The organism is Lacticaseibacillus manihotivorans DSM 13343 = JCM 12514 (assembly GCF_001435035.1).
GTDB lineage: Bacteria > Bacillota > Bacilli > Lactobacillales > Lactobacillaceae > Lacticaseibacillus > Lacticaseibacillus manihotivorans.
Genome location: NZ_AZEU01000240.1, coordinates 1 through 26,636, shown reverse-complemented (window position 1 = coordinate 26,636; position 26,636 = coordinate 1). Strand labels below are relative to the sequence as shown.

22 protein-coding genes are annotated in these 26,636 nt (G+C 48.1%); 18 read left to right on the top strand and 4 right to left on the bottom strand.

Annotated features, from left to right (window positions below; genetic code table 11):
• Positions 1–405: 405 nt before the first annotated feature.
• Together FD01_RS12715 and FD01_RS12710 are read left to right on the top strand one after the other, a co-directional pair.
• Complete coding sequence (locus tag FD01_RS12715) at positions 406–1,347, top strand: dihydroorotate oxidase (RefSeq protein ID WP_054716151.1); 942 nt, start codon at positions 406–408, stop codon at positions 1,345–1,347.
• 74 nt (positions 1,348–1,421) lie between these two features.
• Entirely contained in the window at positions 1,422–2,291 is an 870-nt protein-coding gene (locus FD01_RS12710) for an SDR family NAD(P)-dependent oxidoreductase (RefSeq protein WP_054716154.1), read from the top strand.
• 86 nt (positions 2,292–2,377) lie between these two features.
• Here the strand turns inward: FD01_RS12710 and brnQ are convergent, their stop codons facing one another.
• Positions 2,378–3,757 (bottom strand): branched-chain amino acid transport system II carrier protein, encoded by a 1,380-nt coding sequence (brnQ, locus tag FD01_RS12705; RefSeq protein ID WP_056964666.1) that lies wholly within the window; start codon positions 3,755–3,757, stop codon positions 2,378–2,380.
• A gap of 648 nt (positions 3,758–4,405) precedes the next feature.
• Here brnQ and FD01_RS12700 point away from each other — a divergent pair.
• The 14 genes from FD01_RS12700 (at position 4,406) to FD01_RS12635 (ending at position 21,712) form a co-directional block, all read left to right on the top strand.
• Positions 4,406–5,683, top strand: coding sequence for a PTS sugar transporter subunit IIC (locus tag FD01_RS12700; RefSeq protein WP_056964664.1), 1,278 nt, complete (start codon positions 4,406–4,408; stop codon positions 5,681–5,683).
• A 458-nt stretch (positions 5,684–6,141) separates the two neighbouring features.
• Positions 6,142–6,930 (top strand): MurR/RpiR family transcriptional regulator, encoded by a 789-nt coding sequence (locus tag FD01_RS12695; protein ID WP_056964662.1) that lies wholly within the window; start codon positions 6,142–6,144, stop codon positions 6,928–6,930.
• 62 nt (positions 6,931–6,992) lie between these two features.
• On the top strand, positions 6,993–7,682 hold the full coding sequence (gene rpiA / locus FD01_RS12690) for a ribose-5-phosphate isomerase RpiA (RefSeq protein ID WP_054716161.1): 690 nt from the start codon (positions 6,993–6,995) through the stop codon (positions 7,680–7,682).
• Positions 7,683–7,897: 215 nt separating this feature from the next.
• Positions 7,898–9,643 (top strand): dihydroxy-acid dehydratase, encoded by a 1,746-nt coding sequence (gene ilvD, locus FD01_RS12685; RefSeq protein WP_056964660.1) that lies wholly within the window; start codon positions 7,898–7,900, stop codon positions 9,641–9,643.
• Positions 9,644–9,664: 21 nt separating this feature from the next.
• A complete protein-coding gene (locus FD01_RS12680; protein WP_054716164.1) occupies positions 9,665–9,988 on the top strand; it encodes a metal-sulfur cluster assembly factor in 324 nt (107 codons plus the stop codon).
• 37 nt (positions 9,989–10,025) lie between these two features.
• The gene (locus FD01_RS12675; RefSeq protein ID WP_056964658.1) at positions 10,026–10,997 is read left to right on the top strand and encodes a bile acid:sodium symporter family protein; all 972 of its coding nucleotides are present in this window, start codon (positions 10,026–10,028) and stop codon (positions 10,995–10,997) included.
• Positions 10,998–11,128: 131 nt separating this feature from the next.
• A complete protein-coding gene (locus tag FD01_RS12670; RefSeq protein ID WP_056964656.1) occupies positions 11,129–12,358 on the top strand; it encodes an MFS transporter in 1,230 nt (409 codons plus the stop codon).
• A 222-nt stretch (positions 12,359–12,580) separates the two neighbouring features.
• On the top strand, positions 12,581–13,678 hold the full coding sequence (locus FD01_RS12665) for a PTS sugar transporter subunit IIC (protein WP_054716165.1): 1,098 nt from the start codon (positions 12,581–12,583) through the stop codon (positions 13,676–13,678).
• 143 nt (positions 13,679–13,821) lie between these two features.
• A complete protein-coding gene (locus tag FD01_RS12660) occupies positions 13,822–15,462 on the top strand; it encodes a peptide ABC transporter substrate-binding protein (protein ID WP_056964654.1) in 1,641 nt (546 codons plus the stop codon).
• Between the two features lie 208 nt (positions 15,463–15,670).
• On the top strand, positions 15,671–16,660 hold the full coding sequence (locus tag FD01_RS12655; RefSeq protein WP_056964652.1) for a phosphatase PAP2 family protein: 990 nt from the start codon (positions 15,671–15,673) through the stop codon (positions 16,658–16,660).
• Between the two features lie 195 nt (positions 16,661–16,855).
• On the top strand, positions 16,856–18,145 hold the full coding sequence (gene sstT, locus FD01_RS12650) for a serine/threonine transporter SstT (RefSeq protein ID WP_056964650.1): 1,290 nt from the start codon (positions 16,856–16,858) through the stop codon (positions 18,143–18,145).
• A 169-nt stretch (positions 18,146–18,314) separates the two neighbouring features.
• Positions 18,315–19,751, top strand: a complete 1,437-nt coding sequence (locus FD01_RS12645) for an APC family permease (protein ID WP_056964648.1) — start codon at positions 18,315–18,317, stop codon at positions 19,749–19,751.
• A gap of 216 nt (positions 19,752–19,967) precedes the next feature.
• Positions 19,968–21,311, top strand: coding sequence for an NADP-specific glutamate dehydrogenase (gene gdhA, locus FD01_RS12640; RefSeq protein WP_056964646.1), 1,344 nt, complete (start codon positions 19,968–19,970; stop codon positions 21,309–21,311).
• Between the two features lie 200 nt (positions 21,312–21,511).
• Positions 21,512–21,712: a cold-shock protein gene (locus FD01_RS12635; RefSeq protein ID WP_054716168.1), complete on the top strand. Its 201-nt coding sequence runs from the start codon at positions 21,512–21,514 to the stop codon at positions 21,710–21,712.
• A 52-nt stretch (positions 21,713–21,764) separates the two neighbouring features.
• Here FD01_RS12635 and FD01_RS12630 read toward each other — a convergent pair whose 3' ends face one another.
• Complete coding sequence (locus tag FD01_RS12630; protein WP_054716171.1) at positions 21,765–22,310, bottom strand: TetR/AcrR family transcriptional regulator; 546 nt, start codon at positions 22,308–22,310, stop codon at positions 21,765–21,767.
• Between the two features lie 129 nt (positions 22,311–22,439).
• Between FD01_RS12630 and FD01_RS12625 the strand changes: the two genes are divergently transcribed.
• Positions 22,440–23,141 (top strand): ABC transporter ATP-binding protein, encoded by a 702-nt coding sequence (locus FD01_RS12625; RefSeq protein ID WP_056964645.1) that lies wholly within the window; start codon positions 22,440–22,442, stop codon positions 23,139–23,141.
• Between the two features lie 5 nt (positions 23,142–23,146).
• Positions 23,147–25,762 carry an ABC transporter permease gene (locus tag FD01_RS12620; protein WP_056964642.1) on the top strand — a complete coding sequence of 872 codons (2,616 nt, stop codon included), beginning with the start codon at positions 23,147–23,149 and terminating at the stop codon, positions 25,760–25,762.
• 49 nt (positions 25,763–25,811) lie between these two features.
• Here FD01_RS12620 and FD01_RS12615 read toward each other — a convergent pair whose 3' ends face one another.
• Positions 25,812–26,021: a hypothetical protein gene (locus tag FD01_RS12615; RefSeq protein WP_054716174.1), complete on the bottom strand. Its 210-nt coding sequence runs from the start codon at positions 26,019–26,021 to the stop codon at positions 25,812–25,814.
• Between the two features lie 12 nt (positions 26,022–26,033).
• On the bottom strand, positions 26,034–26,567 hold the full coding sequence (locus tag FD01_RS12610) for a hypothetical protein (RefSeq protein ID WP_056964676.1): 534 nt from the start codon (positions 26,565–26,567) through the stop codon (positions 26,034–26,036).
• Positions 26,568–26,636: the final 69 nt, after the last annotated feature.

Here is a 26,636-nt window from a genome sequence, read left to right as displayed (position 1 = left end):
AATTCTAGGCAAAAGCTCCTCAAACGGTCTTTGTTTGAGAGCTGGCGCCGGCCGCACCGGCAACTTGTCCAATTTTCCGCAGTGGCGCCAAGGCGCTGGAGCTCACATATTTTCAAGCCGCTAGGCAATTGGTAAGGCTAGCTGGAAGCTTCAAAGCACACTTACGATGCCGGACAGCGTAAGTTGATGTAAACCGAGTTTAAAGATGATTTAGGATTATAATCCGAACAATTTCGGATCATTTACCGAATTCACAACGCTTCATTTGCTAAAATCGCCTGAATTGTTCGTATTTTAATCTTTTTCATGCGTCGAAAACTAAATTTCGTCCGTGACTAACGCTGAAAAACAGTGTATGATGGATAACAGCAGAAAATAGATGTGTTAAAAAGGAGAAAAGAAGCTATGTTGACTCTTGCCACTACCATTGCCGATCGTCATTTCAAAACGTGCTTAATGAACGCTGCCGGTGTACGTTGCCAATCTGATCGCGACCTCAATGCCTTGATCAATTCCAACGCTGGGGCATACGTGACCAAAAGTGCAACGCCAGCGTATCGTGCCGGCAACCCAGAACCACGAATGAAAATGATCCCACAGGGTAGCTTCAACTCCATGGGCCTGCCAAACAATGGCTTGGACTACTACTTGGACTTTGTGTTAAAAGACCAAGCAAAGCGCCCGGATGCCACGAACTTCTTATCCATCGCTGGCACTAGTTTGGCAGATAACTTGGCGATGCTGCACCAGATTCAAGACTCTGCTTATAACGGCTTTGTCGAATTAAACTTATCTTGCCCAAATGTCCCTGGCCATCCGCAACAAGGTTATGACTTTGACGCCACGAAAGAAACTTTGACGGCAGTGTTTGACTTTTACACTAAGCCGCTTGGCGTGAAGTTACCCCCATACTTTGACCTGGCCCATTTTGATCAAATCGCGGCAGTCCTGAACCAATTCCCACTGACCTTTGTGACGACCATCAACTCTGTTGGCAACGGCTTGATCGTCAACTACGAAACCGAAACTGTGGCCATCAAGCCTAAAGGTGGCTTTGGCGGCTTAGGTGGCGCCAGTGTGAAGCCAACTGCTTTGGCGAATGTGCGCGCCTTGTCGCAACGCTTGAATCCATCCATCGCTGTGATCGGCGTTGGCGGGATCATGAGTGGACGCGATGCCTTTGAACACATTTTGTGCGGTGCTTCGATGTTGCAAATCGGGACGCAATTCGGCTATGAAGGCACGAAGATCTTTGATCGCGTCGCCCATGAACTCGATGACATCATGGCGTTGAAAGGTTACGCGAGCTTGGATGATTTCCGCGGCAAGCTCAAAACCATCAATTAGCTCAGTCAAAAGGCTGGTGACTTCATGTCGCCGGCCTTTTATAATGGAAGAAAATGGTAAAAGAAGGCGGAAACATGTCTCAAAAAACGATTTTGATCACCGGCGCTTCCAGTGGCATGGGCAAAGCCGCGACAGAACTATTTGCCCAACGCGGCTGGTTAGTATTTGCTGGGGCACGGCGGGTCGAGAAAATTCCCACTGGTGACAATATTCATCCGATGCACTTAGATGTTTGTGATCACAACAGCAACTTAGCCTTTGTCGCTGGCGCTTTAACGCAGCAAACGCGCTTGGATGTGTTGTTGAACAATGCCGGTTATGGCGAATTTGGGCCATTGGAAGAAGTGCCGTTAGCATCGGCTCGCAAGCAACTGGAAACCAATTTACTCGGTGCTGCGGACTTAGCCCAAATCGTTTTACCAATTATGCGGCGGCAAGGTTATGGGCGCATCATCAATAATTCCTCTATTGGCGGCGATCTGTATACCCCACTCGGCGGGTGGTATTACGTTTCCAAACATGCGCTCAACACCTGGTCGGATACGCTGGATTCAGAAATTCGGTCGTTTGGCTTGCGTTCAGTGATCGTTGAACCTGGTGGCACCCAGTCCAATTGGTTAAGCATTGCCATGGACCATGCAAAAGCCAACTTACAACCAGATTCAGCATATCGCCAGTTGACAGACACGGTAGGTGGTTTATATTCACATAGCAGTTTCATGACCGGGGCCACCTCTGAGCAACTGGCAGAAGTGTTCTATCAAGCCGCGACTGCCAAGCGGCCAAAGAGTCGCTATTACCATGCTTGCACCGATCGCTTGATGGCAAACTTTGCTCGGATCCATCCGGAATTGTTCCGCCATGGCCTGAATTTAGCCGTCGATTTCGCCTTGAAAATGCACCGGTTTGATTCAAACGAAGCAGAACCCGAAACCGAAGATTAACACAAAAACGCGACCAGCCAGTAAGCTGATCGCGTTTTATTGTGGGCTGAGCAACGAAAAGTCCTCAGACTTTTGCTTTTGGGAAGTTAATCAGTCGCATTGGCAGCGGCCCGGCCGCGAACTTTGTAAACGGCCAAGCCTAAGCCTAGGCCAACTAAAGCTGGGACGACCCAAGCCATTCCTTGAGCTGCAAAAGGTAGGAAGCTTTGTTCGAAGTTGGTGCAAGCGACCCCAAAGGCAGATTGGGAAACCACTGGTGGGAAGCTGGAAACCATATCTAACAATGCAGGGACTGTGGTAAAACCAACCGTGAAGCTGTAAACCGTTTTGTCATGGTTGAACCACTTGCCGGAAACGGATAATAAGATCAATACCATCGCAAATGGATATAAGAACATCAACATTGGCGTGGACCAAGAGATGATCGTCGCTAAGCCGAAGTTTGCGGTTAAGAAACTAGCGAAGCTCATTAAGGCTAACCATTGAACGTAAGACAACACTGGGAAGTGCTTGTGGAAGTCTTGCGCAAAAGCGGCAACCAACCCAACGGCAGTGGTCAAGCAGGTGACGGTCAACAAGGTGGCTAACAAGGCATGCCCTGCGTTGCCGAAGTAATAGGTGACCAATTGATTGAACGCCGTGCCGCCTTCTGCAGAAACTTTGAAGTTGGCCAAAGACTTGGCCCCTAAGACGATCAAGAACAAGTAAACCAAACCGATCATGCTGGTAGCTAAGACCCCAGCTTTAGCAGTAACTTTGGCGACAGAAGATTGGCGATGTAAGCCAAGTCCGCGTACTGCGGTGACGACGGTGACACCAAAGGCTAACCCAGCCAGCGCGTCCATCGTGTTGTAGCCTTGCAAGAACCCGTTGAAAAAGCCTGCCCCTAATGTGTGATAACCTGCTGTCGTGGCTTGACCTGCGGCATTGCCCATCGGATGAGAGAAGCCAACGAAGAATAAGAAGAACAATAAAAGCAAGAAGACGGGGTTCAACGCTTTACCGATGGCACTGGTGATATGTTGTTCCTTATAAGAAAGTAAGAATGCGGCTAAGAAGAATAAAGCTGAAAAGACTAACAAGCCGGTTGTTTGCATCGACTTTGGCAATAATGGTGCAACGCCGGTGGTGAAGGATACAGTCGCCGTCCGCGGGGTCCCAAACAATGGTCCGATGGTCAAATGGATCAAGACCATGAATAGTACCGCAAACCATTTGCCTAAAGGCTTGCCGATATCATAAACGCCTTCAGCGTGCATCGCCGCCACGGCTAAAACGGAAAGCAGAGGCAAAACCACAGCGGTGACGAGAAAACCTAAAGTCGCCGGTACCCAGTTAGCGCCAGCTAATTGGCCGAGATGCAGTGGGAAGATCAAGTTCCCGGCGCCAAAGAATAAGCCAAACAACATGGAGCTGACGACCAAGTAATCGCGCTTGGTCAATTTTTTTTCGGTTAATTTTTCCATTGATGATTCCTCCAATAAAAGATCAGTGTATGTAGGTTGTTAATCTGACTAATGCCGCTAATGTCGCTATCCATACTCACCATCTCCTTTATTGTTGGAATTTCAAATGCACAAAAAACGGCGCCCCTAGTCTATGACTAAGGGCGCCGCAGCACGATACCACCTTAATTTGCTGTTTGTGTCACCACAAACAACCTCCGCTCGTACGGTCGATCATAAACACGCTGCTGAGTAGCGCGCTTGGATGACGATACGCGAACCGGATAATGGCGGTTCTAGCCATGATCTGTTACTTACTGACTGGGTCAGCTTTCGAGATCCTGCTTGAAAGGGATGTTCGCCGTAAATGTTGATGCTTCCTTTCACCTCACGAAGCTCGCTTGATCAACAAATTCAGTTACTGGACTTTCTCGATGCATTTGTCTTGTTGTTTCTGAGTATAGCATGAGAAATCTCAGTGTCAACCATGAGTTTTAAATTTTTGGGGCAATTTCAAGGGTTATCACGTGCAATTCATAGGGGCAACTTGCTAAGCTTGGAATAAAGGAGGTGATACGCCGCTCTGGTACATGTATCATTGTGTCCGCTTACTTGGAGATGATATAACATTAACTGTAAGCGGAAACAAAACAAAAGGGGGAAAAGTTTATGCAGAGTTTTATCGCGTTTATGGAAAAGCACTTCCTGCCTGTTGCAGCTAAAATTGGTAACCAACGCCATTTAGTCGCGATCCGGGATGCCTTTGCCTACACGATGCCACTGATGATCTTAGGTGCGTTTGCGACTTTGATCAACAACTTACCAATTCCAGGTTATATCGACCTGATGAATTCGATCTTCAGTGAAAAGTTGAAGGATGGGACATTCATCTGGACCAAGCTCGGGGGGAACTTATGGAGTGGGACTTTTGCCGTATTAGGGGTTATGATCGCGTTTTTAGTCGCGTTCAACTTGGCGAAGTCTTATAAGTCATCTGCGGTTGCAGCTGGTATTGTATCATTAGGATCATTTTACGCAGTAGGTGGTGCGTCTGGTATGGACTCCACCGGTTTATTCATTGCTTTGATCGTAGCCATTATTTCCGTTGAAATCTTCCGTCGTCTTGAAGCCAATCCACATCTGGTCATCAAGATGCCAGATTCCGTGCCACCGGCTGTTGCGACCTCATTTGCTGCTTTACTGCCAGCGATGATCACCATGACGATTTTCGGTTTGATCACGACCTTCTTCAACGCAGCACATGTTGAAAATATTGTTTTGGCCTTCTACAAAGCGGTTCAAGAACCATTCATGGGCATGGCCAACTCCTACCCAACTGCTTTATTGATCGCCTTCATCACACCATTCCTGTGGTTCTTCGGTTTGCATGGTGCCAACATGATCGACCCATTCATGCAGACGATCAACGCCCCAGCCATCACTGCCAACTTGGCAGCTTTGAAAGCTGGTAAGGAAATTCCTTATATCGTTAACAAGCCATTGTTCGATTCTTTCGTTAACATGGGTGGTACCGGTGTTACCATCTCCTTGATCATTGCCATTTGGATCTTTGCTCGCAAGAACAAAGCTTACATGACAGTTTCAAGCTTGTCCTTTGCACCTGGTTTGTTCAACATCAACGAACCCTTGACCTTTGGCTTACCAATCGTCTTAAACCCAATTCTGTTCGTACCTTACATCTTGGCCCCAATGGTCTGCATTACCATCGCATACTTTGCGACTGCGTCAGGCTTTATGCCAGCATGTACCGTTATGGCACCATGGGTGACGCCTCCGATCATCGGCGGTGTCATCGCCACTGCTTCTTGGCAAGGTGGCTTGATCGCTGCAATCAACATTGTGGTTGCGGTGCTGATCTACTCACCATTCGTTTACATGGCAACGCAAATGCAAATGAAGAAAGATGCAGCAACTGCCCAAGCTTAAGCTTACAAATGAGTCGCCTGAAAAAGCTCAGGCGGCTTTTTTGTGGTCAATTTTTTTGAGACGATTCTAGCCGAGGCGGATTTGTCGCAACTTTCCATGCCAATTACATCCTGGTTGCTTGGCGTATATCAAAAGTAATAGAGCGGCTCAACTGATCAAGTCATATTGACAACTCAGAATAGGCAAAATTCAAGCAAAGAAAAATGCGGCAGTTCAACCCATTTGTTGCCGGTTTCGATAGTTGTAGGAACAAATGTGTCTAGTTGTGACACCGTGTGACAAAAATGTTATTTGTGACGTTGAAGACGGTTTTGTGACATCGTGTGGTATCATAGAATCATGCATGTATGCGTTGCCGATTGTAGTCAAACTAGGAATGGGGACAAATCATAGAATTCATGGGAACAAATCTGATTTGTTCGCAGGTGATACAGGTGGTTTGAAAATGGAGGACAGTTTTGCTTTTTCTTAATTACACACCGGATCTGACGGAAACGGATATGACGATTTATCGCGAAATCGTCAAGGACATGGATGCTGTGGTGTACATGCGCATCCGCGATCTTGCCGAAACCACATATTGCAGTACCGCAAGTATTCAGCGGTTTTGTCAGAAGTTTGATTGTAGCGGGTGGGCAGAGTTTAAAACCAAGTTGCGCATGTATAACAATCAGAGCAATCATCGCGGACAACTGCCCAATGATATCGACGGTGGTGAAATCACCCGCTCGATCGCAGCGTGTGAAGATGGTCAGTATCAACAAGCCATCGATCGCGCCGCCCATTTGCTTTATGAACACTCGCAAGTGGTGTGGGTCGGCTTTGGGACGTCTCGGATCGTGGCGGATTATGGGGCAGTGACGTATTCCAACTCAGTGAATATGTCCTTTGCCGTCACCGCCCCAAGCACCCATCCACAAATCGATTACCCAGAAGCGGTTTACAAATCGATGTGCGTCGTGATCTGCTCGGTATCTGGTGAAAATCGGGTCGTCGTCGGGTATATGAATGAACTGCTTAAACATGGTGTACCGATCATTGCCATCACCAATTCAGCCAACTCTACCATCGCGCGTTTGTCGACTGTGGCGTTGGCCTATTATGTGACCCCGCAAGATCTTGATGGGGCGAATTTAACCAGCCAAACCCCAGCCATTTATATCATTGAAAAAATGACCCGGCGCGCGATGATGTTGGCGCGACCAGAAAATGTGCGGCAATTGGAGGATAATACCAGCTACCAATAGCTTGAACCAAGCAGGTTGTCGCGATAAAATTAAGACGATTAAATCAGCTTACGGAGGAAAATATGACGACACAAGATGAACTCAAGCAACAAGCAGCTCAACAAGCCGCTGACATGGTTGAACCAGGGATGGCGTTAGGCGTCGGCACTGGCTCAACAGTCGCCTTTTTCATTGATGCATTAGGGGATCGCAACCGCCAAACACCGTTAAACCTCAAAGCCATCGTCACCACATCCAATCGTTCTAAGCAACAACTGGAACAAAATGGGTTTGTGGTCAATGAACTTGCGGATGTCGATCAATTGGATCTGACCATCGATGGTGCCGACCGCGTTGATGATGATCTCAATGGGATCAAAGGAGGCGGTGCGGCCCACACACTTGAAAAGAATGTTGCCGTCAACTCCAAGAAAAATCTGTGGATTGTGGATGAATCCAAACTTTGCCATCGTTTAGGCGACTTTCCTTTGCCAGTGGAAGTTTTGCCAGTGTCTGCCAAGCAAAACTTTGCGAAGTTTGAACAAGCTGGTTTACAGCCCGCTTATCGTTTGAATGAGCAAGGGGAACGCTTGACCACCCATTACGGCAATTGGATCATTGATTTACACGTCGATCCACTGCCGGTACCCGATGGCTTAGCGGCATACTTAGATGCCACCGTCGGCGTGGTGGAACACGGGTTATTTTTACACTTAGTCGATACCGTTTTAATCGCGCATGCAGATGGGACCATCGAACGTCGAAATCGTTAATTTCTAACTAAACTATGAGAAACACCCGCCAAATGCGGGTGTTTCTTTTTTTACTTAAAATTGTGCAAACCAGTAGTGTGACAGCATTTTAACACAAATTTTCGTGCTTATGTGAGTTATTGATTAAAAATAAATGTTGACAATTTAAAATCGAGTGAGTATATTGCCATTAATCGATGATTCGTCGTCGTAAATAAACAAGAAGGTGATCCGCAATGAGTGACACGCTGAATTTCACCGTCAGCGGTGACGACATGCAAAAGCGTAGCGATGAGATCACGGTCGGGGTCGACCGTGCACCGGGGCGCAGCTTGTTGTATGCCACAGGGAAGGTCAAAAGCCCAGAGGACATGAAGAAGCCCTTTATTGCCATTTGCAATTCGTTTATCGAAATTGTGCCTGGCCATGTCCACTTGCGCGAATTGGCAGACATTGCCAAAGAAGAGATCAGAAAAGCCGGTGGGATTCCGTTTGAATTTAATACCATTGGGGTCGATGATGGCATCGCCATGGGTCACATCGGCATGCGTTATTCCTTGCCAAGTCGTGAGATCATTGCTGATTCTGCCGAAACGGTGATCAACGCGCACTGGTTTGATGGCGTCTTGTACTTGCCAAACTGTGACAAGATCACCCCAGGGATGATCATGGCGTCGCTGCGCACCAATGTCCCTTGCACCTTCGTGTCTGGCGGCCCGATGAAAGCTGGTTTGGATCCTAACGGCAAAGCTGCCACCTTGTCGACGGTGTTTGAAGCCGTCGGCGCCTTTAAAGATGGCAAGTTGTCCAAAGAAGATTTCCTCGAATTGGAACAAAATGCTTGTCCATCTTGTGGCTCTTGTGCCGGCATGTACACCGCCAACTCCATGAATTCTTTGATGGAAGCTTTGGGCTTGGCGTTGCCATATAACGGTACCGCTTTGGCCACTAGCCAAGAGCGGCGCGAATTGGTCAAAAAAGCGGCGCGGCAAGTGATGTATAACGTGGACCATGACATCAAGCCACGCGACATTGTCACCAAAGAAGCCATCGATGATGCGTTTGCTTTGGATATGGCGATGGGCGGCTCGACGAACACGGTGTTACACGGCTTGGCGATCGCGCATGAAGCCGGCATTAAGTATTCGGAAGAAGACATCAATGCCATTGCCAAAAAGACTCCGCATATCGCCAAAATTGCCCCATCTTCAGCTTATACCATGGAAGAAGTGCATGAAGCTGGCGGTATCCCAGCCATTTTGAATGAGTTGATCGAACACGGCGGCATTTTGCATCCGGATCGCTTGACCAATACTGGCAAAACCTTGCGCGAAAATGTTGCTGGGGCTCATACTTTGAATCCAGAAATCATTCGCCCAATCGAGAATGCTTATTCCCCAGAAGGTGGCTTGTCCGTCTTGTTTGGCAACATCGCCAAAGACGGTTCCGTCATCAAAGTCGCTGGGGTGGATGACGATATTCATGAATTCACTGGCACGGCAGTATGTTTTGATTCCCATGATGCCGCTGTTGAAGGTATTGACAACGGCACCGTTAAAGCTGGGAACGTGGTGGTCATTCGCTATGAAGGCCCTAAAGGGGGCCCAGGGATGCCAGAAATGTTGAATCCGACTTCAGACATCATCGGGCGTGGCTTAGGCCGCACCGTGGCGTTGATCACCGATGGCCGCTTCTCCGGTGCAACGCATGGCATTTGTGTTGGGCATGTTTCCCCAGAAGCCGCTTCTGGTGGGGAAATCGCGTTGATTCATGATGGCGATGTGATCACCATTGATTTGACCAACCGGACGTTAAATGCGCAAGTTTCTGAAGCAGAATTTGCCAAACGGCGCAAGGAATTGAAGCCTTTCAAGCCCAAAGTGCGCTTCGGTTACTTAGCCCGGTATCAATATCTGGTCACTTCCGCCAACACAGGCGGCGTGATGCTTGGCGCCGACGAATTATTTGGCAAAGAAGATTAGTTTTTGTGAAGGAGGCCCCCAATGGCGACAGAAACTCCCATTAGTGATTTACAAGACCGCTTGTTGACGCGGTTAACTAGCGTGATTGATCCCGAGTTAGGTGTGGATTTGGTCAATTTGGGTTTGATTTACGGACTTGAAATGGCTGATGGCGTTGTCACGGTGACGATGACTTTGACGACCATGGGCTGCCCGATTTCACAAGTATTGACGAAAATGATCGAATCTGCCTTAGAGCAAGAACCAGAAGTAACTGCAGTCAACATCAACTTAGTGTGGACGCCGGCTTGGACGCCGGCCAAAATGAGTCGTTATGCGCGCATGACGACGGGATATCATTATTGAACTGAAATTGATTATAGAAAATTGAAGAGGCGATTATATGGATAAAGTCGAAGGTTTTGGTAAGTGGGTCAGCCACTGGTTTACATTGATCGTAATTATTTGGGCCGCATTCAATTATTTTGTCCCGGCCACCAGTACTGCCATTATTCCCAACACCAGCTACTTGCTGGGCTTGATCTTGTTTGGGATGGGCTTGACGTTGCAAGGGGAAGATTTCGCGCGCATTTTGAAGCGGCCTTTGCCTGTCATCTTAGGCACTGTGGCGCATTATGTGATCATGCCACTGATTGCGGTGGTCTTGTGCAAAATTTTCAACTTGCAAGGCGCTACGGCTGCCGGGGTCATCTTAGTCGGCTCTTGCCCATCCGGGACTAGTTCTTCAGTGATGGCATACTTAGCTGGCGGCGACGTGGCTTTGGACGTGTCGATTGAAACCTTGTCCACTTTGCTGGCACCTTTGGCTTTACCTGGCTTGTTAGTCTTATATGCTGGCAAGTATGTGCCGATCCCAACCCAATCTTTATTCACCAGTACGGTTAAAATCGTGCTCGTGCCGATCATCTTAGGGGTTGTGATCCACACCTTGTTCCGCAAACAAGTCGATACCATCACCCGCGCTTTACCATTGATCTCCCAAGCGGCGATCTTATTGATCATCGGCGCCGTGGTTTCTGCTAACCACGCGAACTTATTCACCGCAGCCACGGCTATCGTGATCCCAGTTGTCATGCTGCACAACCTTTCTGGTTACGCGTTAGGCTATGGGTTCTCCCATTTGATCCGCTTAAAAGAACCACAACGCAAGGCGATCACCTTTGAAGTGGGGATGCAAGATTCTTCCTTAGGCGCAACGCTGGCGATGGCCTATTTTGCCCCAGCCGCTGCCATTCCTTCAACGCTGTTTTCCATTTGGCATAACATTTCCGGGTCCGTATTGTCTTCTTGGTGGCGCGGTCACTCTGAAAAGGCAGCCACTGAAAAAACTCCAGAAGCCACTGCCGCAAACTAGGCTCGGCTAATGGCAGCCTACTGCGTCTCCTGATTGACAGGAGGATGCGGTAGGCTGTTTTGGGTTCAAGTCGTGCATTGATTAAAATTCAATGATAAAATAGCCGATAACAATTCAATTGAGGTGATTTGATGACGCGGAGTCGTTGGCAATCGAATATGGTGTTCTTGTGGTTTGGCAACTTTATGACGGGGATGGGTTTTTCAATGACCATGCCGTTTTTGCCACTGTTTCTACAAACGCTCGGCTCTTTTAACAAGTGGCAGTTGAATTTGTTAAGTGGGACAGCGTTTGCCATCACCTTCTTAGCCAAAGCCATCGTGTCACCATTTTGGGGCAAGCTGGCCGATCAATATGGGCGCAAACCGATGTGTTTGCGGGCGAGTTTGGGGATGACTTTTACCATCACGCTGTGCGGATTGGCGCCGAATGTGTGGGTCTTGATCGGCTTGCGGGCGATTCAAGGCTGTTTTTCTGGCTACATCAACAATGCCAATGCCATCATCGCCGCCTCGGTGCCAGTCGAAAAATCTGGTAAAGCGATGGGCACACTGGCTACCGGCAATGTAGTCGGGACGTTGTTAGGCCCACTGCTTGGCGGCGTGTTAGCGGGGATGTTTGGTTATCGTTCCAGCTTCTTAGTGACCGGGGCGATGATGCTGGCGGTATTTTTGTTGACGTTGTTCTTTGTGCATGAAGAATTCGCCCCAGTGACGAAAGCCGAAATGGTACCGACGAAGCAGATCTTCAAACAAATGGCTTACCCGCGTTTGATTTGGGGTTTGTTTATCACGACGATGGTGATTCAAGCGGCTAACATGTCGATCACTAGCTTTATCAGTTTATTGGTGGCGTCGATGGTCAAGAATCAAGCCCAAGTCGCCTTTGCGGCAGGGGTGGTGTCGAGCTTACCAGGGGTCGTGACCTTGATCGCCAGCCCGATTTTAGGGGATTTATCAGATCGCGTCGGCGCAGAAAAAGTCTTACTGGTCGGCTTGGTGATGGCGGTGATTTGCTTTATCCCAATGAGCTTGATTCATAATATTTGGCAACTCGGGTTCCTGCGGGCTTTGCTGGGGGTATCTGATGCGGCCTTGTTGCCGGCAATCCAAGCGTTGATGACGCGCTATGTGCCCAAGGCTGGATTTGGGCGGATTTTCTCTTACAACCAATCATTTCAAGCTATGGGTAGTGTCAGCGGCCCGATGCTGGGGTCAATCGTCGCTAGTGTCTTCAACTATCGCGCGGTATTTCTGATGACCGCCTTGCTAGAAGGGTTGAATGTGTTTGTTTTGTTACCAGGCACTCGTGATGTGTGGCGCAAAGCCACTCAGAAAGTCACTAAGAAAGCCACAGTCTGAGCATCAATTGATGACAGCTTAGACTGTTTTTTTGACCTTTTTTAGGGTAAATGTGAGTATTCGTGATCCTGAATGAGAAAAACATTTAGAATATAAACGCGTCGCACCAACGAATTTAAACATCTCCTGAAAAAATAATTAAAAAACGATTGCAATTCAAATGAGGGTGTTTTAATATACAGTCATTCGCAATTATCAAACACAAATACGGAGGCGACACGGATGACAGAAACATCAAGTAAAGGATCAGTAAATGATCATATGTCCATCATGGACTGGGTTTATCGAGTATCAGCAGGGATTGCTAACGCCGTGTTGGTGTGCTTAGGGATCGGTCTTTTATTCCAAGCTTTGGCAAACTTCACACATTGGACGGCTTTGTATCAAGTCGGTTCCATCGCGCAAGTCTTGCTTGGCCCAGCCATTGGGGTCGGGGTTGCCATTACCTTGCGGGCAAACACCTTAGTCGCATTCTCCGCCATGATTTCTTCAACCATCGGGGCCAACGCGGCGTTTTTAACCCACATGGCCACTAAAGGTGACGCCACTGCGACTGGTTACACCTTGGCTCATGCCGCAGGTAGCGTTGTGATGTCAACTGGCCAGCCTGTTTCTGCCGTGGCTGCTGCTATCATCGCCACTTTGTTCGGGAACTATCTCACTGGCAAAACACCTTTGGATATGTTCATCGTGCCATTCGCTGCCACTTTCGTTGGGATCGTGGCTGGATTAGGGTTAGCTGCTGTTACCACGCCATTATTAGTTTGGCTATCAGGAATCATTGCCAAAACGATGTTGGTTAACCCGATTTTAGGTTCCGCTGTGGTTTCCGTCGCTTGGGGCTTGTTCTTAATGACCCCAGCCAGTTCTGCCGCCTTATCAGTCGCCGTTATGCTATCACCATTAGCTGCTGGCGCTGCTTTGATCGGTACGACTGCGCAATATGTTGGCTTTACTGCCATTTCCTTCCGCGAAAACGATCTTGGCGCCAATATTGCCCAAGGTGTCATCACCCCGAAAGTCCAATTTGGGAACTGGCTTGAAAATCCAGCCTTGGCAGCTGGGCCAATGTTATCTGCTGCAATCTGCGCGCCACTGGCGACGATTTTCTTCCATTTCCAAACCACGGCTGCGATGGGTGGCTTAGGCCTTTGCTCCTTCATTGCCCCAGTTGGTTTGGCTTCAGTTTCCATGAAGATGTTCTGGGTTTACATCGTCTTTGGGATCGTCGGCCCTGCAGTGATTTCCTTCTTAGTCTTCAAGTTTGAAGAATCCATGAAGTGGGTCAGTCAAAAGCAACTTCACCTCACCATTGTTTAATCTATGCCATAAAAGGTTGACCTAGTGTCGGCCTTTTTTTATGGAATTGTGAGACTTAAATGAAATAAATGAGTTTTCGTTCTTTACTTTCATTGGTTTTTAATGTAGTCTTGAGCTCAGAAAGAAATAGGGGGTACCACGACATGAAATATACGAAAGTTGCCGCTGCTGGCACTGCATTGCTGGCTGCGACGTTAACCTTAGCGGCTTGTGGCAGTAAATCTGCCGGTGACAAGCCTGCTAAAACGGACACTTGGTCACGCATGGTGAAAGATGTGATTCAAACCCAAGATGACGCCCAAATCGTTGATGTGATTTCTGGACAAACTGCGGTTGATACCATGGATGGTTTGGTGCGCTATAACGGCTCAAAGCTTGAACCAGCCGTTTCAAAGAACGTGCCAAAGGCGACCAATGGTGGTTTGACTTACACTTACCATTTGCGTAAATCCAATTGGAGCAACGGTGATAAAGTGACTGCCAAAGACTTTGTTTATTCCTGGCAACGTGCTGTTGATCCGGCGACAAAGTCTGAATATGCTTATTTGTTCTCTGGCATCAAGAATGCTGACAAGATCATGGCCGGCAAAGCCAAGCCTTCAACTTTAGGCGTTAAAGCGGTCGATGATTACACCTTTGAAGTGACCTTGGAACATGCTATTCCTTACTTCAACACCATGATGGTCAACCCAGTCTTCTTCCCAACCAACAAAGCAGCAGTTGAAAAGTATGGCAAGAAGTACGGTTCTCAATCCAAGTACATCGTCAACAACGGCCCTTACACGTTGAAGGGTTGGAACGGGACCAACAACTCTTGGTCTGAAGTGAAGAATAACAAGTACTGGAATGCCAAAGATGTTCACATCAAGACCATCAAGACCCAAGTGGTTAAAGATTCCACCACGGCGCTTAACTTGTACAACTCTGGCAAACTTGACGATGCTGTTTTGACTGGCGCGACTGCGCAAAAGAACCGCACCAACAAAGATTACCAAGGCTTGAAGCAAGGCCGGACCAGCTACTTGGATATGAACGAAAAGAAAGTCGCGGCCTTTAAGAACGCCAAGATTCGCCAAGCAATCTCCATGTCCATCAACCGCACCCAATTCGTTAACAAAGTCTTAGGTGACGGCTCCATCACGGCGCAAAACTTGAGCCCTCAAGGCATTGCTAAGAACCCATCTACAGGCGAAGACTTCGCTAAAGAAGCTGCTGGCTCTGCCGCAGGTAAGGTTTCCACTTACAACACCAAAGAAGCTAAGACTTTATGGGAAGCTGGCCTTAAAGAAGTCGGCAAGACTGGTCTTAACGTCACCTTGTTGACGGATGATACGGAACAGGCTAAGCAATCTGCTGAATACATCCAAGCAGCCTTAGAAAAACTGCCAGGATTTAAGATCACCTTACAAACTGTGCCATTTAAGACCCGTGTCGCTCGTTCTCTGTCTGGCGATACCCAATTAGTGCTTTCCAGTTGGCAAGGGGATTACCCAGATCCAATCACCTTCTTGGATATGTACACCACTGGCAACACTTATAACTTCGGTTTCTGGTCCAACGCCAAATACGACGCTTTGATCAAGAAGTCTAAGACCACTGATGCTAGTGACGCCACTAAGCGTTATGAAGACTTACAACAAGCCCAACAACTGTTAACGCAACAAGCCGGGATGGTACCTTTGTATCAAACCGTCGAAGCGCACTTAGTTAACAAGTCCATCAAGGGTCTGACTTACAGTCCTGCTAACATGTACAACTTTGTCGGTGCTTCTTTGAAGAAGTAATCGTCAAGCAAAATGCGTCTCGCCATGGTGCGAGGCGTTTTTTGATGGTCAAAAACGCTTCAGCATTGCCTACAAAGCGCATGGTGGCTAGAATTGTCGCCGAGATGTAAACGATGTAATTGTTAAGCCTTTGTGCGTACTGGTTGCGTAAAGATCCCCATTTGCGGCGCCTTTGATGATAAGCTGTCGTCACAAGGGAGGGATTTTTATGTTAAACCAGGAACGTCAAGCATCACGCTTTAGTCAACGCCTGTTTTACGTCACGGCTATCATTTTGATCAGTGTTTTAATCCTCGCTGCCGGTTTTGACTGGCAGATCTCTCAATTTTTTGGCAACATGAATGATCCGATCGCGACCACTTTTCAAGATATTGGCTTATGGACTTCACCATTGGTGGTGATGTTAGCTTGTAACATTGTCGCCCATGCGGGGGTGCGGGCCAGCAATTGGCCATGGTATGTGCGCGCCATTGCCGTGGTCGGCAGCACCTTGTTTGCTGGCTACGAGTTGTGGTCTGGCTATTTAAAATACGCCATGATGATGGTGTTAACTTCAGTGAAAGATATCCAAGCCGGCAAGCCCATGGGGATGGCCAACTCTGATGGCGGTAGCCTTGCCTTACCAGGTGCGTTGAGTATCAGCTTGTTTATTCTGTTATACGTGGCAGTGTGTGGCGTAGCGCAGTATTGGCTGGCCCGTAAAAGCGATGACGATTTGCAACATTTGGTCCGCGTGGCCTTAGTGGCAGCTTTAGTGGTATTGCTTGCAGATACAGTGATCAATACGATGAAAACCACTTGGGGTCGCTTTCGACCTTATGAACTGTTGGCCGGTGATCCCACAAAGTACACCCCTTGGTTTCACATCAATGGGGCTGATGGGCATATGAGTTTTCCTTCTGGGCATACAGAAACTGCGGCGTTATCGTTGCTGTTCCCACTGTTTGTTGATCGCAAAAATGCCCGTTTGCAGCGTTTAGTGTTTTGGCTGGCTCATGGTTACGGGATCGCCATGGCAATTTCTCGGGTGCGGATCCTGGCACACTTTACTGGCGATGTCACCACCAGCCTGGTGATCGTTTGGAGCGTGATCTTGCTGGTGACCACGGTGGCTAACTTGCCGCTAGTCAACTGGGTGGCACTGCCACAACGCAAATCAAGTAAATCGACGCAAGCTGCGTCACCTGCCGCCGAATAGCAATTCGAAAGTCGTCTGCTTTGATAGGCGGCTTTTTTGCGTTCAACGGCTGGGTGCAATCAAAATTGAAAATCGTGGCGATTTTTCACAGATTCTAAGCAATCACTCATATAATGTTACAAAAAGCGTGGACAAGTGTATAAGAAAGACGTACAATAGTAAACATCAACTTACACATGTGATGGAGGAGTTGCAATGTTTGCTAAATATCGTTCGGTCAGTTTGATCTTGCGGATCATCATCGGCTTGGTGATTGGGGCCGCTTTGGCCGTCATTTTCCCTAAAGCCGCATTTATTGGGGTCATGGGCCAACTGTTTGTCGGCGCGTTAAAAGGGATCGCGCCAGTCATGGTGTTCTTCTTGATTTTATCGGCGATTTCAGCCTTTCGTGAAGGTGGCGAAAACCACTTCGGGTCTGTGATCGAGTTGTACTTGTCAGCCACATTACTGTCTGCGTTTGCGGCAGTGGCTGCGTCTTGGTTGTTCCCATTGAAATTGAATTTACCTAAGTCGGTCAAAGTCGCTGCCAATGCGCCAAAGTCGTTAGGTAAAGTCATCGAAGATCTTTTGGTCAACGCGGTGGGCAACCCCTTGGATGCCATTGTCAATGCCAATTATTTGTCCATTTTATTTTGGGCCTTGTTGATCGGCTTCATGTTACGGTTAGCTTCTAAGCAAACCCGGCAAACGATCACTGAAATTTCGGATGCGATCATTAAAGTTGCACAGTTAGTCATCGAATTTGCCCCATTTGGGATCTGCGGTTTGATTTACACGTCGATTTCCGAAACTGGGTTTGCCAGTGTTGCCAAGTACGGCCAATTGGTGCTGCTTTTAGTTGGCACCATGGCAGCGGTGTACTTGATCCTTTATCCATTGATGGTATTTGTGATGACAGGCCAAAACCCGTATCCATTGACGTTATGGACCTTGAAGGTTTCCGGGATCCCAGCTTTCTTCACGCGCAGTTCTGCCGTGAACATTCCGATCAACTTACAAGCTTGTGAAGACCTTGGCTTGAACAAAGAATCATACGCTGTTTCCATTACCTTAGGCGGGTCTGCCAACTCTGGCGGGGCTGCGATCACGGTGTCTGTGATGACGTTAGCCGCTTGTGCGACCTTAGGCATTCACGTATCCTTCTTCTTAGCCGTGATTCTTTGTATCCTGACGGCGCTGGCAGCAACTGGTGCCAGTGGGATCGCTGGTGGGAGCTTGTTGATCATTCCAATGGCGGCTTCGATTTTTGGCATTTCTAACGACATCGCCATGCAAGTCGTTGGGGTCGGCTTTATCATCGGGGTGATCCAAGACTCTGTCGAAACTGCGGTCAACTCAGCTTCTGATTTATTGTTTGCGGCAGCTGCTGAATGGCATGACGTGCAAAAAGCAACGGGTAAAAAAGTCGATATCAAAGCTGCCGTGCGTAACGCGGATCATAAACAAAACAATCGTGTACCAGTAGCCAATGCTGAACGCGCATAATTCAAAGCGAATAACTCCTCAAAAGGTCGGTCGACGAGATCGGCCTTTTTGCGTGTCAATGTTGAAAAGCGGCAACTTCTATAGAAGGAGTTGACATTTGTGGCAATTAATAGAATAATATTAAGAGCGTTTCTCATAATCTCAACTACCGTTAATTTAGGAGGTTCCTATGCGTCAGCTGTTCACCCGGATGCTTCAAAAAGAAGATCCTAGTGTCTATGAAGATAAAGATTCTCATCTCAAGCGGGTCCTAGGCGTCAAAGATTTTTTAGCTTTAGGGGTCGGGACCATTGTGTCAACGACGATTTTCACCCTACCCGGGGTGGTGGCAGCTGATCATGCTGGACCGGCCGTGGCGTTAAGTTGTTTAGGCGCCGCAATTGTGGCGGGCTTAGTGGCTTTTGCTTATGCGGAAATGGCAGCAGCGATGCCGTTTGCTGGTTCTGCTTATTCTTGGATCAACGTGGTGTTCGGCGAAGTCTTCGGCTGGATCGCCGGTTGGGCGTTGTTGGCAGAATACTTCATTGCCGTGGCATTTGTGGCGTCAGGATTATCGGCGAACCTGCGAGGCTTATTAGCCAGTTTCGGGTTAGTCGTTCCCAATGCCTTGGCCAACCCACTAGGACATAACGGTGGGGTGATGGATCTGATCGCCACTGTGGTCATTTTGTTAGTGGCGTGGCTATTATCCCGCGGGGTCAGTGAAGCGGCGCGTGTGGAAAATATCTTGGTCGTTTTAAAGGTCTTGGCAATTTTAGCGTTTATCGCCATCGGCTTAACCGCAATTCATCCAAGTAACTACACGCCGTTTATCCCGGCTTATCACGTGAACGCAGACGGCTCTGCGTTTGGCGGTTGGAAAGGGATCTATGCAGGGATGAGCACGATTTTCTTGGCTTATATCGGGTTTGACTCGATCGCCGCCAACTCTGCCGAAGCCAAAAATCCCGAGAAAACCATGCCGCGTGGGATCATCGGGAGTTTGATCGTTGCCGTGATTTTGTTTATGGCAGTATCGTTAGTCTTAGTGGGGATGTTTAAATACTCGGCATATGCTGGCAATGCGGAACCAGTAGGCTGGGCGTTGCGTGAATCCGGGCATCGGTTAGCCGCAACGGTGATCGAATCTGTTGCCGTGATCGGGATGTTTACCGCCTTGATCGGCATGATGATGGCGGGCAGTCGCTTGTTGTATAGTTTTGGTCGCGATGGTATGTTGCCAAAGACCTTAGGCAAACTGACGGCTAAAAAAGGCCAACCCAACCATGCCTTACTCGTGTTGACCGTGATCGGCGTGATCATCGGTGCACTGTTCCCCTTTGATTTCTTATCCCAATTGATTTCTGCTGGGACGTTGATCGCGTTCATGTTTGTCAGCTTGGGCATTTATCGCTTGCGTCCGCGTGAAGGCAAAGATATCGCTGATCCAGCCTTTAAAATGCCTTGGTATCCGGTGATGCCAGCCTTAGCCTTTATCGGGGCATTGATCGTCTTTTTAGGGTTGGATATTCAAGCTAAACTGTACTCAGGCGTCTGGTTTGTTATTGGACTCATCGTTTACCTGGTTTATGGCATGCATCATTCGGTTTTAGACAAGAAAAAGTAAGCTTAAAACAGACAGTCATTGTGCATGACTGTCTGTTTTATTAGCTGACAACAAATGTATCCGATTGCATGAACGCCTTGCACAAAAAGGTGATACAATAACAAAGAACTCTTGGCGTTCACTATCTTTTTTGCTATCGAAAGCTTAGAAACTCATTTCAATCTCATTTTATGTGCTAAACTATCATAGTATCTTAATCAAGAAAGGTGATCTAACATGACAGAAGCAACTGACTATATCGCAGCAGTGCGCGTTAAAATCGAACAGCGCGACCCGAACCAACCAGAATTCCAAGAAGCGGTGTCTAACTTCTTTAAAACCATCACCCCAGTCTTCGAAAAACATCCTGAATATATCAAAGCCAACATTTTGGCCCGCATCACCGAACCTGATCGTGCCATCCAATTTCAAGTGCCGTGGGTAGACGATGCTGGCAACATGCAAGTTAACCGCGGGTTCCGGGTTCAGTTCAATTCTGCCATCGGCCCTTACAAAGGCGGCTTGCGGTTGCATCCTTCCGTTAACTTATCCATTGTCAAGTTCTTGGGCTTTGAACAGATCTTCAAGAACTCCTTGACCGGCTTGCCAATCGGTGGCGGTAAAGGTGGTTCTGACTTTAACCCTAAAGGCAAGTCCGACAACGAAATCATGCGTTTTTGCCAATCCTTCATGTTAGAATTGCACCGTCACATCGGCTTGGATCTTGACGTTCCAGCTGGTGATATCGGTGTCGGTGGGCGTGAAATCGGCTATTTGTACGGCATGTACAAACGCCTGCACGGTGCTGAACGTGGCATTTTAACCGGTAAAGGCTTGAGCTACGGCGGGTCATTGGCCCGGACTGAAGCCACCGGTTATGGCTTGTTGTATTACACTAACGCCATGCTCAAAGAAAATGGCCAAGAACTGGCAGGCAAGCGGATCGTAATTTCTGGTGCCGGCAACGTTGCCATTTATGCGACCCAAAAGGCTGAAGAATACGGCGCCAAGGTCCTCACAGCCTCTGATTCCAATGGTTATGTTTATGACGAAGCCGGCATCGACTTTGAATTATTGAAGCAGATCAAAGAAGTTGAACGCGCTCGTATCAGCGAATACGCTAACCGCAAAGCCGGAGCCACTTATCATGAAGGGTCTGTTTGGGATGCTGACATCAAGTATGATGTGGCTTTGCCATGTGCGACTCAAAATGAAATCAATGGCGAGCAAGCCGCTAAATTGCGCGCTAATGGCGCTATTGCGATCGCTGAAGGGGCCAACATGCCATCAACGCCTGATGCGATTGCGGATTACCAAGCCAACGGCATTTTGTACGGGCCAGCTAAAGCGGCCAATGCCGGTGGGGTTGCGGTGTCTGCTTTGGAGATGGGTCAAAACTCTCGCCGGGCCTCTGACAGCTTCGAAACTGTCGATGGTGAGTTGAAAGATATCATGGAGACCTTGTTTGCCAACTCTGTGGCTGCCGCCAAAGAATATGGCGTTGAAGGCGACTATTTGGCCGGGGCCAATATTGCTGGCTTCACCAAAGTCGCAGATGCCATGACCGCTCAAGGCTGGTAATCTGATTCAAACTCACAGTTATCATCAGTTATCCGACAGATTCTCTTAGGTAAAATATTAGGTTTATGTTGGATTCTGTGGTATACTGAGTTCAAGTAATTAACAGAAGCGAGAATTGTTGTGTCATGCATGATGAATTTTCCTTTCGAGATTACCGTTGTTTGTCACTATATTTAGGTTTATAAAGGAGATTCATCACTATGCAACAAGGCACAGTTAAATGGTTTAACGCAGACAAAGGCTACGGCTTTATCACTGGTCAAGATGGCCAAGACGTATTTGTACACTTCTCCGCTATCCAAGGCGACGGTTACAAGACTCTTGACGAAGGCCAAGCTGTTTCCTACGACATCGAACAATCCGATCGTGGGCCTCAAGCTGCTAACGTTAACAAGCTGTAATTTATAGCTTTTAACTTGAAAAACCGCTTTGACATTCGTCAAGGCGGTTTTTTTAATGGCTCAATTCAGTGACATTGGCGATGATCTCGGCAATTTGTTGCGGGGTTTCCTTGGCACCAGTCGCCAGCCATTGTGAGATCACTTGAATTGCACCGCTGAAGTAAAATTCAAAATAGTAGTTTAATACCGCCGGGTCTGTGATGGCAAAGCGGGCGCTGTAGCGACTGAGGGTTTGGTGACGCATCGGCTTTAAAATGGCTTGTAGTACCGGGCTATGTTGGAGATTTTGCAAGATGATCGCAGTGGCGGTGTCTTGTTGTTTGATCACCGTCAACACTTGTGGCAACCAAGTCATCAACGTGGTTTCATCCCCGATCAAAGGGCTCACTTGCTGGGCGAGGTCTTGCTCGATATCGGCAAATAAAGCGGCAGGGTTGTCATAATGGCTGTAAAAGGTCCCGCGATTGACGTCCGCCACTTGGCAAATGGTGGTGACTGTGATGTTGGCGAGGCTGTGATCCGCCAGTAAGGTCAATAAAGCAAGTTTGAGTTGATTGCGCGTTTGTTGCACGCGACGATTGTTTTTAATCCCGACCATGATGATCCTTTCAACACTTATTTCAAATCTGTTCAATTCATAACATTGTGGCGATTATTTGTGGTTGAGCTCATTTTCTCACAGCGCGATAATAAGCACAATGACGCATGACGAAAGGGCGGAAACAACGTGGCATATATCGAAGTCAAAAACGAATTTAAAACCTATCAAATGGGCGAAACGAAAATTGACGCCAATCATGATCTCAGCTTTGAATGTGAGCAAGGTCAATTGACTGTCATCTTAGGACCTTCTGGCGCCGGTAAATCCACGGTATTGAATATTTTAGGCGGAATGGATACCCCAACGAGCGGCGAGGTATTGATCGATGGCGTGGACATTGCCAATTTTTCGGATAAACAACTAACTGAATATCGGCGCCACAGCGTTGGCTTTGTGTTTCAGTTTTACAACTTGGTGCCAAACCTCACTACCAAGGAAAATGTTGAACTTGCCAATTCCATCGTTTCAGATGCACTAGATGCTGAAGAAACTTTGGTCAAAGTCGGCTTAGGGGCGCGTTTGGATAACTTTCCCTCTCAGCTTTCTGGCGGGGAACAACAACGCGTCGCCATCGCCCGCGCTTTAGCCAAAAACCCTAAGCTTTTATTGTGTGATGAACCGACTGGGGCTTTGGATTATGAAACGGGTAAACAAGTGTTGCAATTGTTGCAAGATGCTTCTCGCAAGGACAATAAAACAGTCTTGATCATTACCCATAATGCGGCATTAGCCAAAATGGCGGATCGCGTGATCCATATCAATGACGCGCGAGTACGCTCAGTCGAAGATAATGCCAACCCAACGCCAGTGGCTGAGATCGAGTGGTGATCGCTATGAAGCCAATGACAAAAAATCTCTGGCGTGAGATCCGCGCGTCAAAAGGGCGCTTTATTGCGATCATTTTAATTATTTTAATGGGGTGTTTGATTTTCGTCGGGGTGCGCGCTGCCGGCCCTGGCCTCAATGAATCGCTGACCACCACCGTGCAAAAGGCCAAGCTCAGCGATGTTCAGTTGATGAGCACCACGGGTTTTACGCGAAAAGATGTTAAAGCGGCTGAAACCGTGGCTGGTGCACAAGCTGAAGCCACGAAGTTCACCTATGTCACCGGCGGCCGCAATGCCTTGGCAGTGGCGTTATATGGTTATGATCGCCAGGCCAATTTGAATCAGCTGACGTTAAGATCCGGTCATTTGCCACGTTCAAAAACCCAAGTGGTGTTGGATTATCGCGCCAAGTCTGAATACAACTACAAACTCGGACAAAAGTTCACCTTTGGCAAAACCAGTGCTTTGAAGCATCGTACCTATACGATCGTTGGCTTTGCCGATTCGCCGCAATATATCGATAATGGGTTGCGCGGTGCCGCCAATGTTGGCGATGGGACCGTGCGCTTCTTTGCTTATGTACCACAAAGCCAAATGACGATCCCAGCAAGTTTATTGTCGGTGCGCTTCAAATCACTGCAAGGCCATAATACTTATGCGGATAGTTATAAAAAAGCGCGCAATCAGAAATTAAAGCAACTCAAAACGGTATTCAAAAAACGGGCGACGACGCGCAGTGCCGACTTGTATCAACAAGCTTTAGCCAAAATCGCACCCCAGCAAGCCAAAATCACTGCCGCCCAAAAACAACTGCAGCAAGCTCAGGCGCAAATGAGCCAAGCCAGTGGTGGGCAAGTGACGACGACGCCTGAAATCACGGCGCAATTGACGCAATTAAAAGCCGCCCAAGCCAAGCTTGATGCCGCTAAGACCAAGGCTAAAGCGCAAACCAAAACTACGTACACGTATCAAGATCGTTCTGATTTGCCAGGCTTTTCCGCTTATGGGGAATCCAGTGATCGGATCGCAGCGATTGCCAATGTCTTTCCCGTCTTCTTCTTCTTGATCGCGGCGTTGATCACTTTTACCACGATTACGCGCATGGTTGAAGAAGCGCGTGGTCAAATCGGAACGTTCAAAGCGTTGGGTTATGGCAAATGGGCCATCGCTAAAAACTATTTGGAATATGCCTTGATCGCCGCTATTGTTGGCGGGCTTGTCGGGTCAGTGTTTGGGAATGAAACCTTGCCGCGCTTTATTTTAGCCTTGTATGGTCAAACCATTCCAATGATCGCGACGGTACGGATGCAATGGGCATCATTAGCACTAGCGCTTGGCTTTTCATTGATCGCAACAGTTGGCGCAGCCGCTTTTGTGGTGCGGCGCGAACTGCAAGAAGGACCCGCGGCATTGATGTTGCCCAAAGCGCCTAAATCTGCCAAGCGCATTTTACTCGAGCGGATCACGCCATTGTGGACCCGCTTGAACTTCAATCAAAAAGTGTCGTATCGTAATTTGTTCCGCTATAAAAGTCGGATGGTGATGTCGATCATTGGCATCGCCGGTGGTTGCGCGTTGATATTAACTGGCTTTGGGATCCGTGATTCGATCATTGCCAGCGGGACTCGTCAATATGGCGATATCGTGAAATACCAAGCCGTCGTTTCGCTAAAAGGCCAAGCCAAAAAAGCTCAAGCAGTCCTAGCTGATGATTCGAAATATCAAAGTAGCACCAAAGTCATGGCTGATACGGCTAAAGTCCGCTTCGGGGATGAAAGCGTGGCGTCAGTGAATGTCTTCACGCCAAAAACCGATGACTTTTCACATTACATTCATTTAAGCACCCCGCAAGGCAATGCCATCAAGCTTCCGCAACAAGGCGCTGTGATTTCTCAAAAAACCGCCACGTTACTCGGCGCCAAAGCTGGCGACCGGGTTTCAGTGACCATCACTGGCGGCAAGCGCGTTTCGCTTAAGATCGCGGCAATCACCAAAAACTATATCGGTGATTATTTGTACCTCAGCGCTGCCGCTTACCACAAAGCCTGGCACAAAGCCTGGCACAAAGCCGCTACCAGCAATGCGTTGTTAGTGCGCTTGGCCCATCAAAGCGACCACCAACGCAATACCTTAGCCCATCGGCTGTTGAAGTCTGGCGCAGTGTTAGGCACCAGTTTTGTGGCGGATCAAAAGGCGACGATCGACAACATGTCGAGCACCTTAAACCCGGTGGTCATGATCTTTATTGTAATGTCTGGTTTACTGTCCTTTGTCGTAATGTACAATTTGACCAACATCAACGTGTCTGAACGAATTCGAGAACTCTCGACCGTCAAGGTGTTAGGCTTTTATGATCGTGAAGTCACGATGTATGTGTCTCGCGAAAATATCGTGTTAACGCTGATTGGTATCATCTTTGGCTACGGCGTTGGCAATGCGTTGACTTGGTACATTTTGCGCCAGGCAACAACAGCCCAAGTGATGTTCCCGTTGACGATTCACTGGCCAGGTTATGTAGCGGCTGCCGTTTTGATGGCAGTCTTCACCGGCGTGGTGATTTTAGTCACCCATAAACGCTTGCAACATGTGGATATGGTTTCAGCCTTAAAAGCAACGGAATAAAGCAAATCGCGGTTAGCTTCCCAATGGAAGTTAACCGCGATTTTTTGAATTATTGAAAATCAAGGGTTGCCAGTTGGTCTTCGGTGCGTTGAATCTGGGCATTGACGGTGATAATTTTTTCCTTGATGGTTTCCAAATCGTCGCCTTGGGTACTGTAGCCTTTATAATAAGCGGTCATATAATCGACGTTTTCTAACTGTTCCAGTTGTTGGTGTAATGTGCCTAAACGAGAGATCAAAGTGTCTTCAGTATCAGCCATGTGTGCCCTCCTTTATGCCAGAGCATTGGGACTGGGCAATTGCGGTCCGTTTTGCTGGCGGGCTTTGACCCAATCATCGTTATCCCACATTTCCGTGGCGCGACGCCCGCGGAAATAATCCCAAAGCGACTCGATTTCCATTTCGATCATGGTGCCATCTAAGCCGAAGGTGACCCAGTTGTAAGAGCCATTGCGATGACCGAACTTGGTCCACAATACGGGAAAAATAACAGTTTCTCCGTTGGCGTTGATAAAGCTACGCCGCTGCGTTTCAACGCGGATAAAGCTTAGGCCTTTGGCATATTGGGAATCAATTTTTTCAAAAATCGCCATCGCTTGTTGTTGCGCGTCGTTGGCAGATAAGTGCCCAGCGGCAGGGACGTTGACCAGTTGTTTCAGACTTAAAACGTGGTCATGATCAAAAATGCCGATGATCCGCGGTCCGTTTTCTTGGAACCGTCCAAACGGCTGATAACGTAAAATTGAAACCTGTTGCTCATTGCGTTGCGCCGTGGTCCGTGAAACGAGTTCAAATGCTGGGGGCATGGAAATCAAGGTCTGGGCGTGCGGACGTTTTTCTGGACTTTCAACCTCAGGCGGCCTTGCTCTGACGGT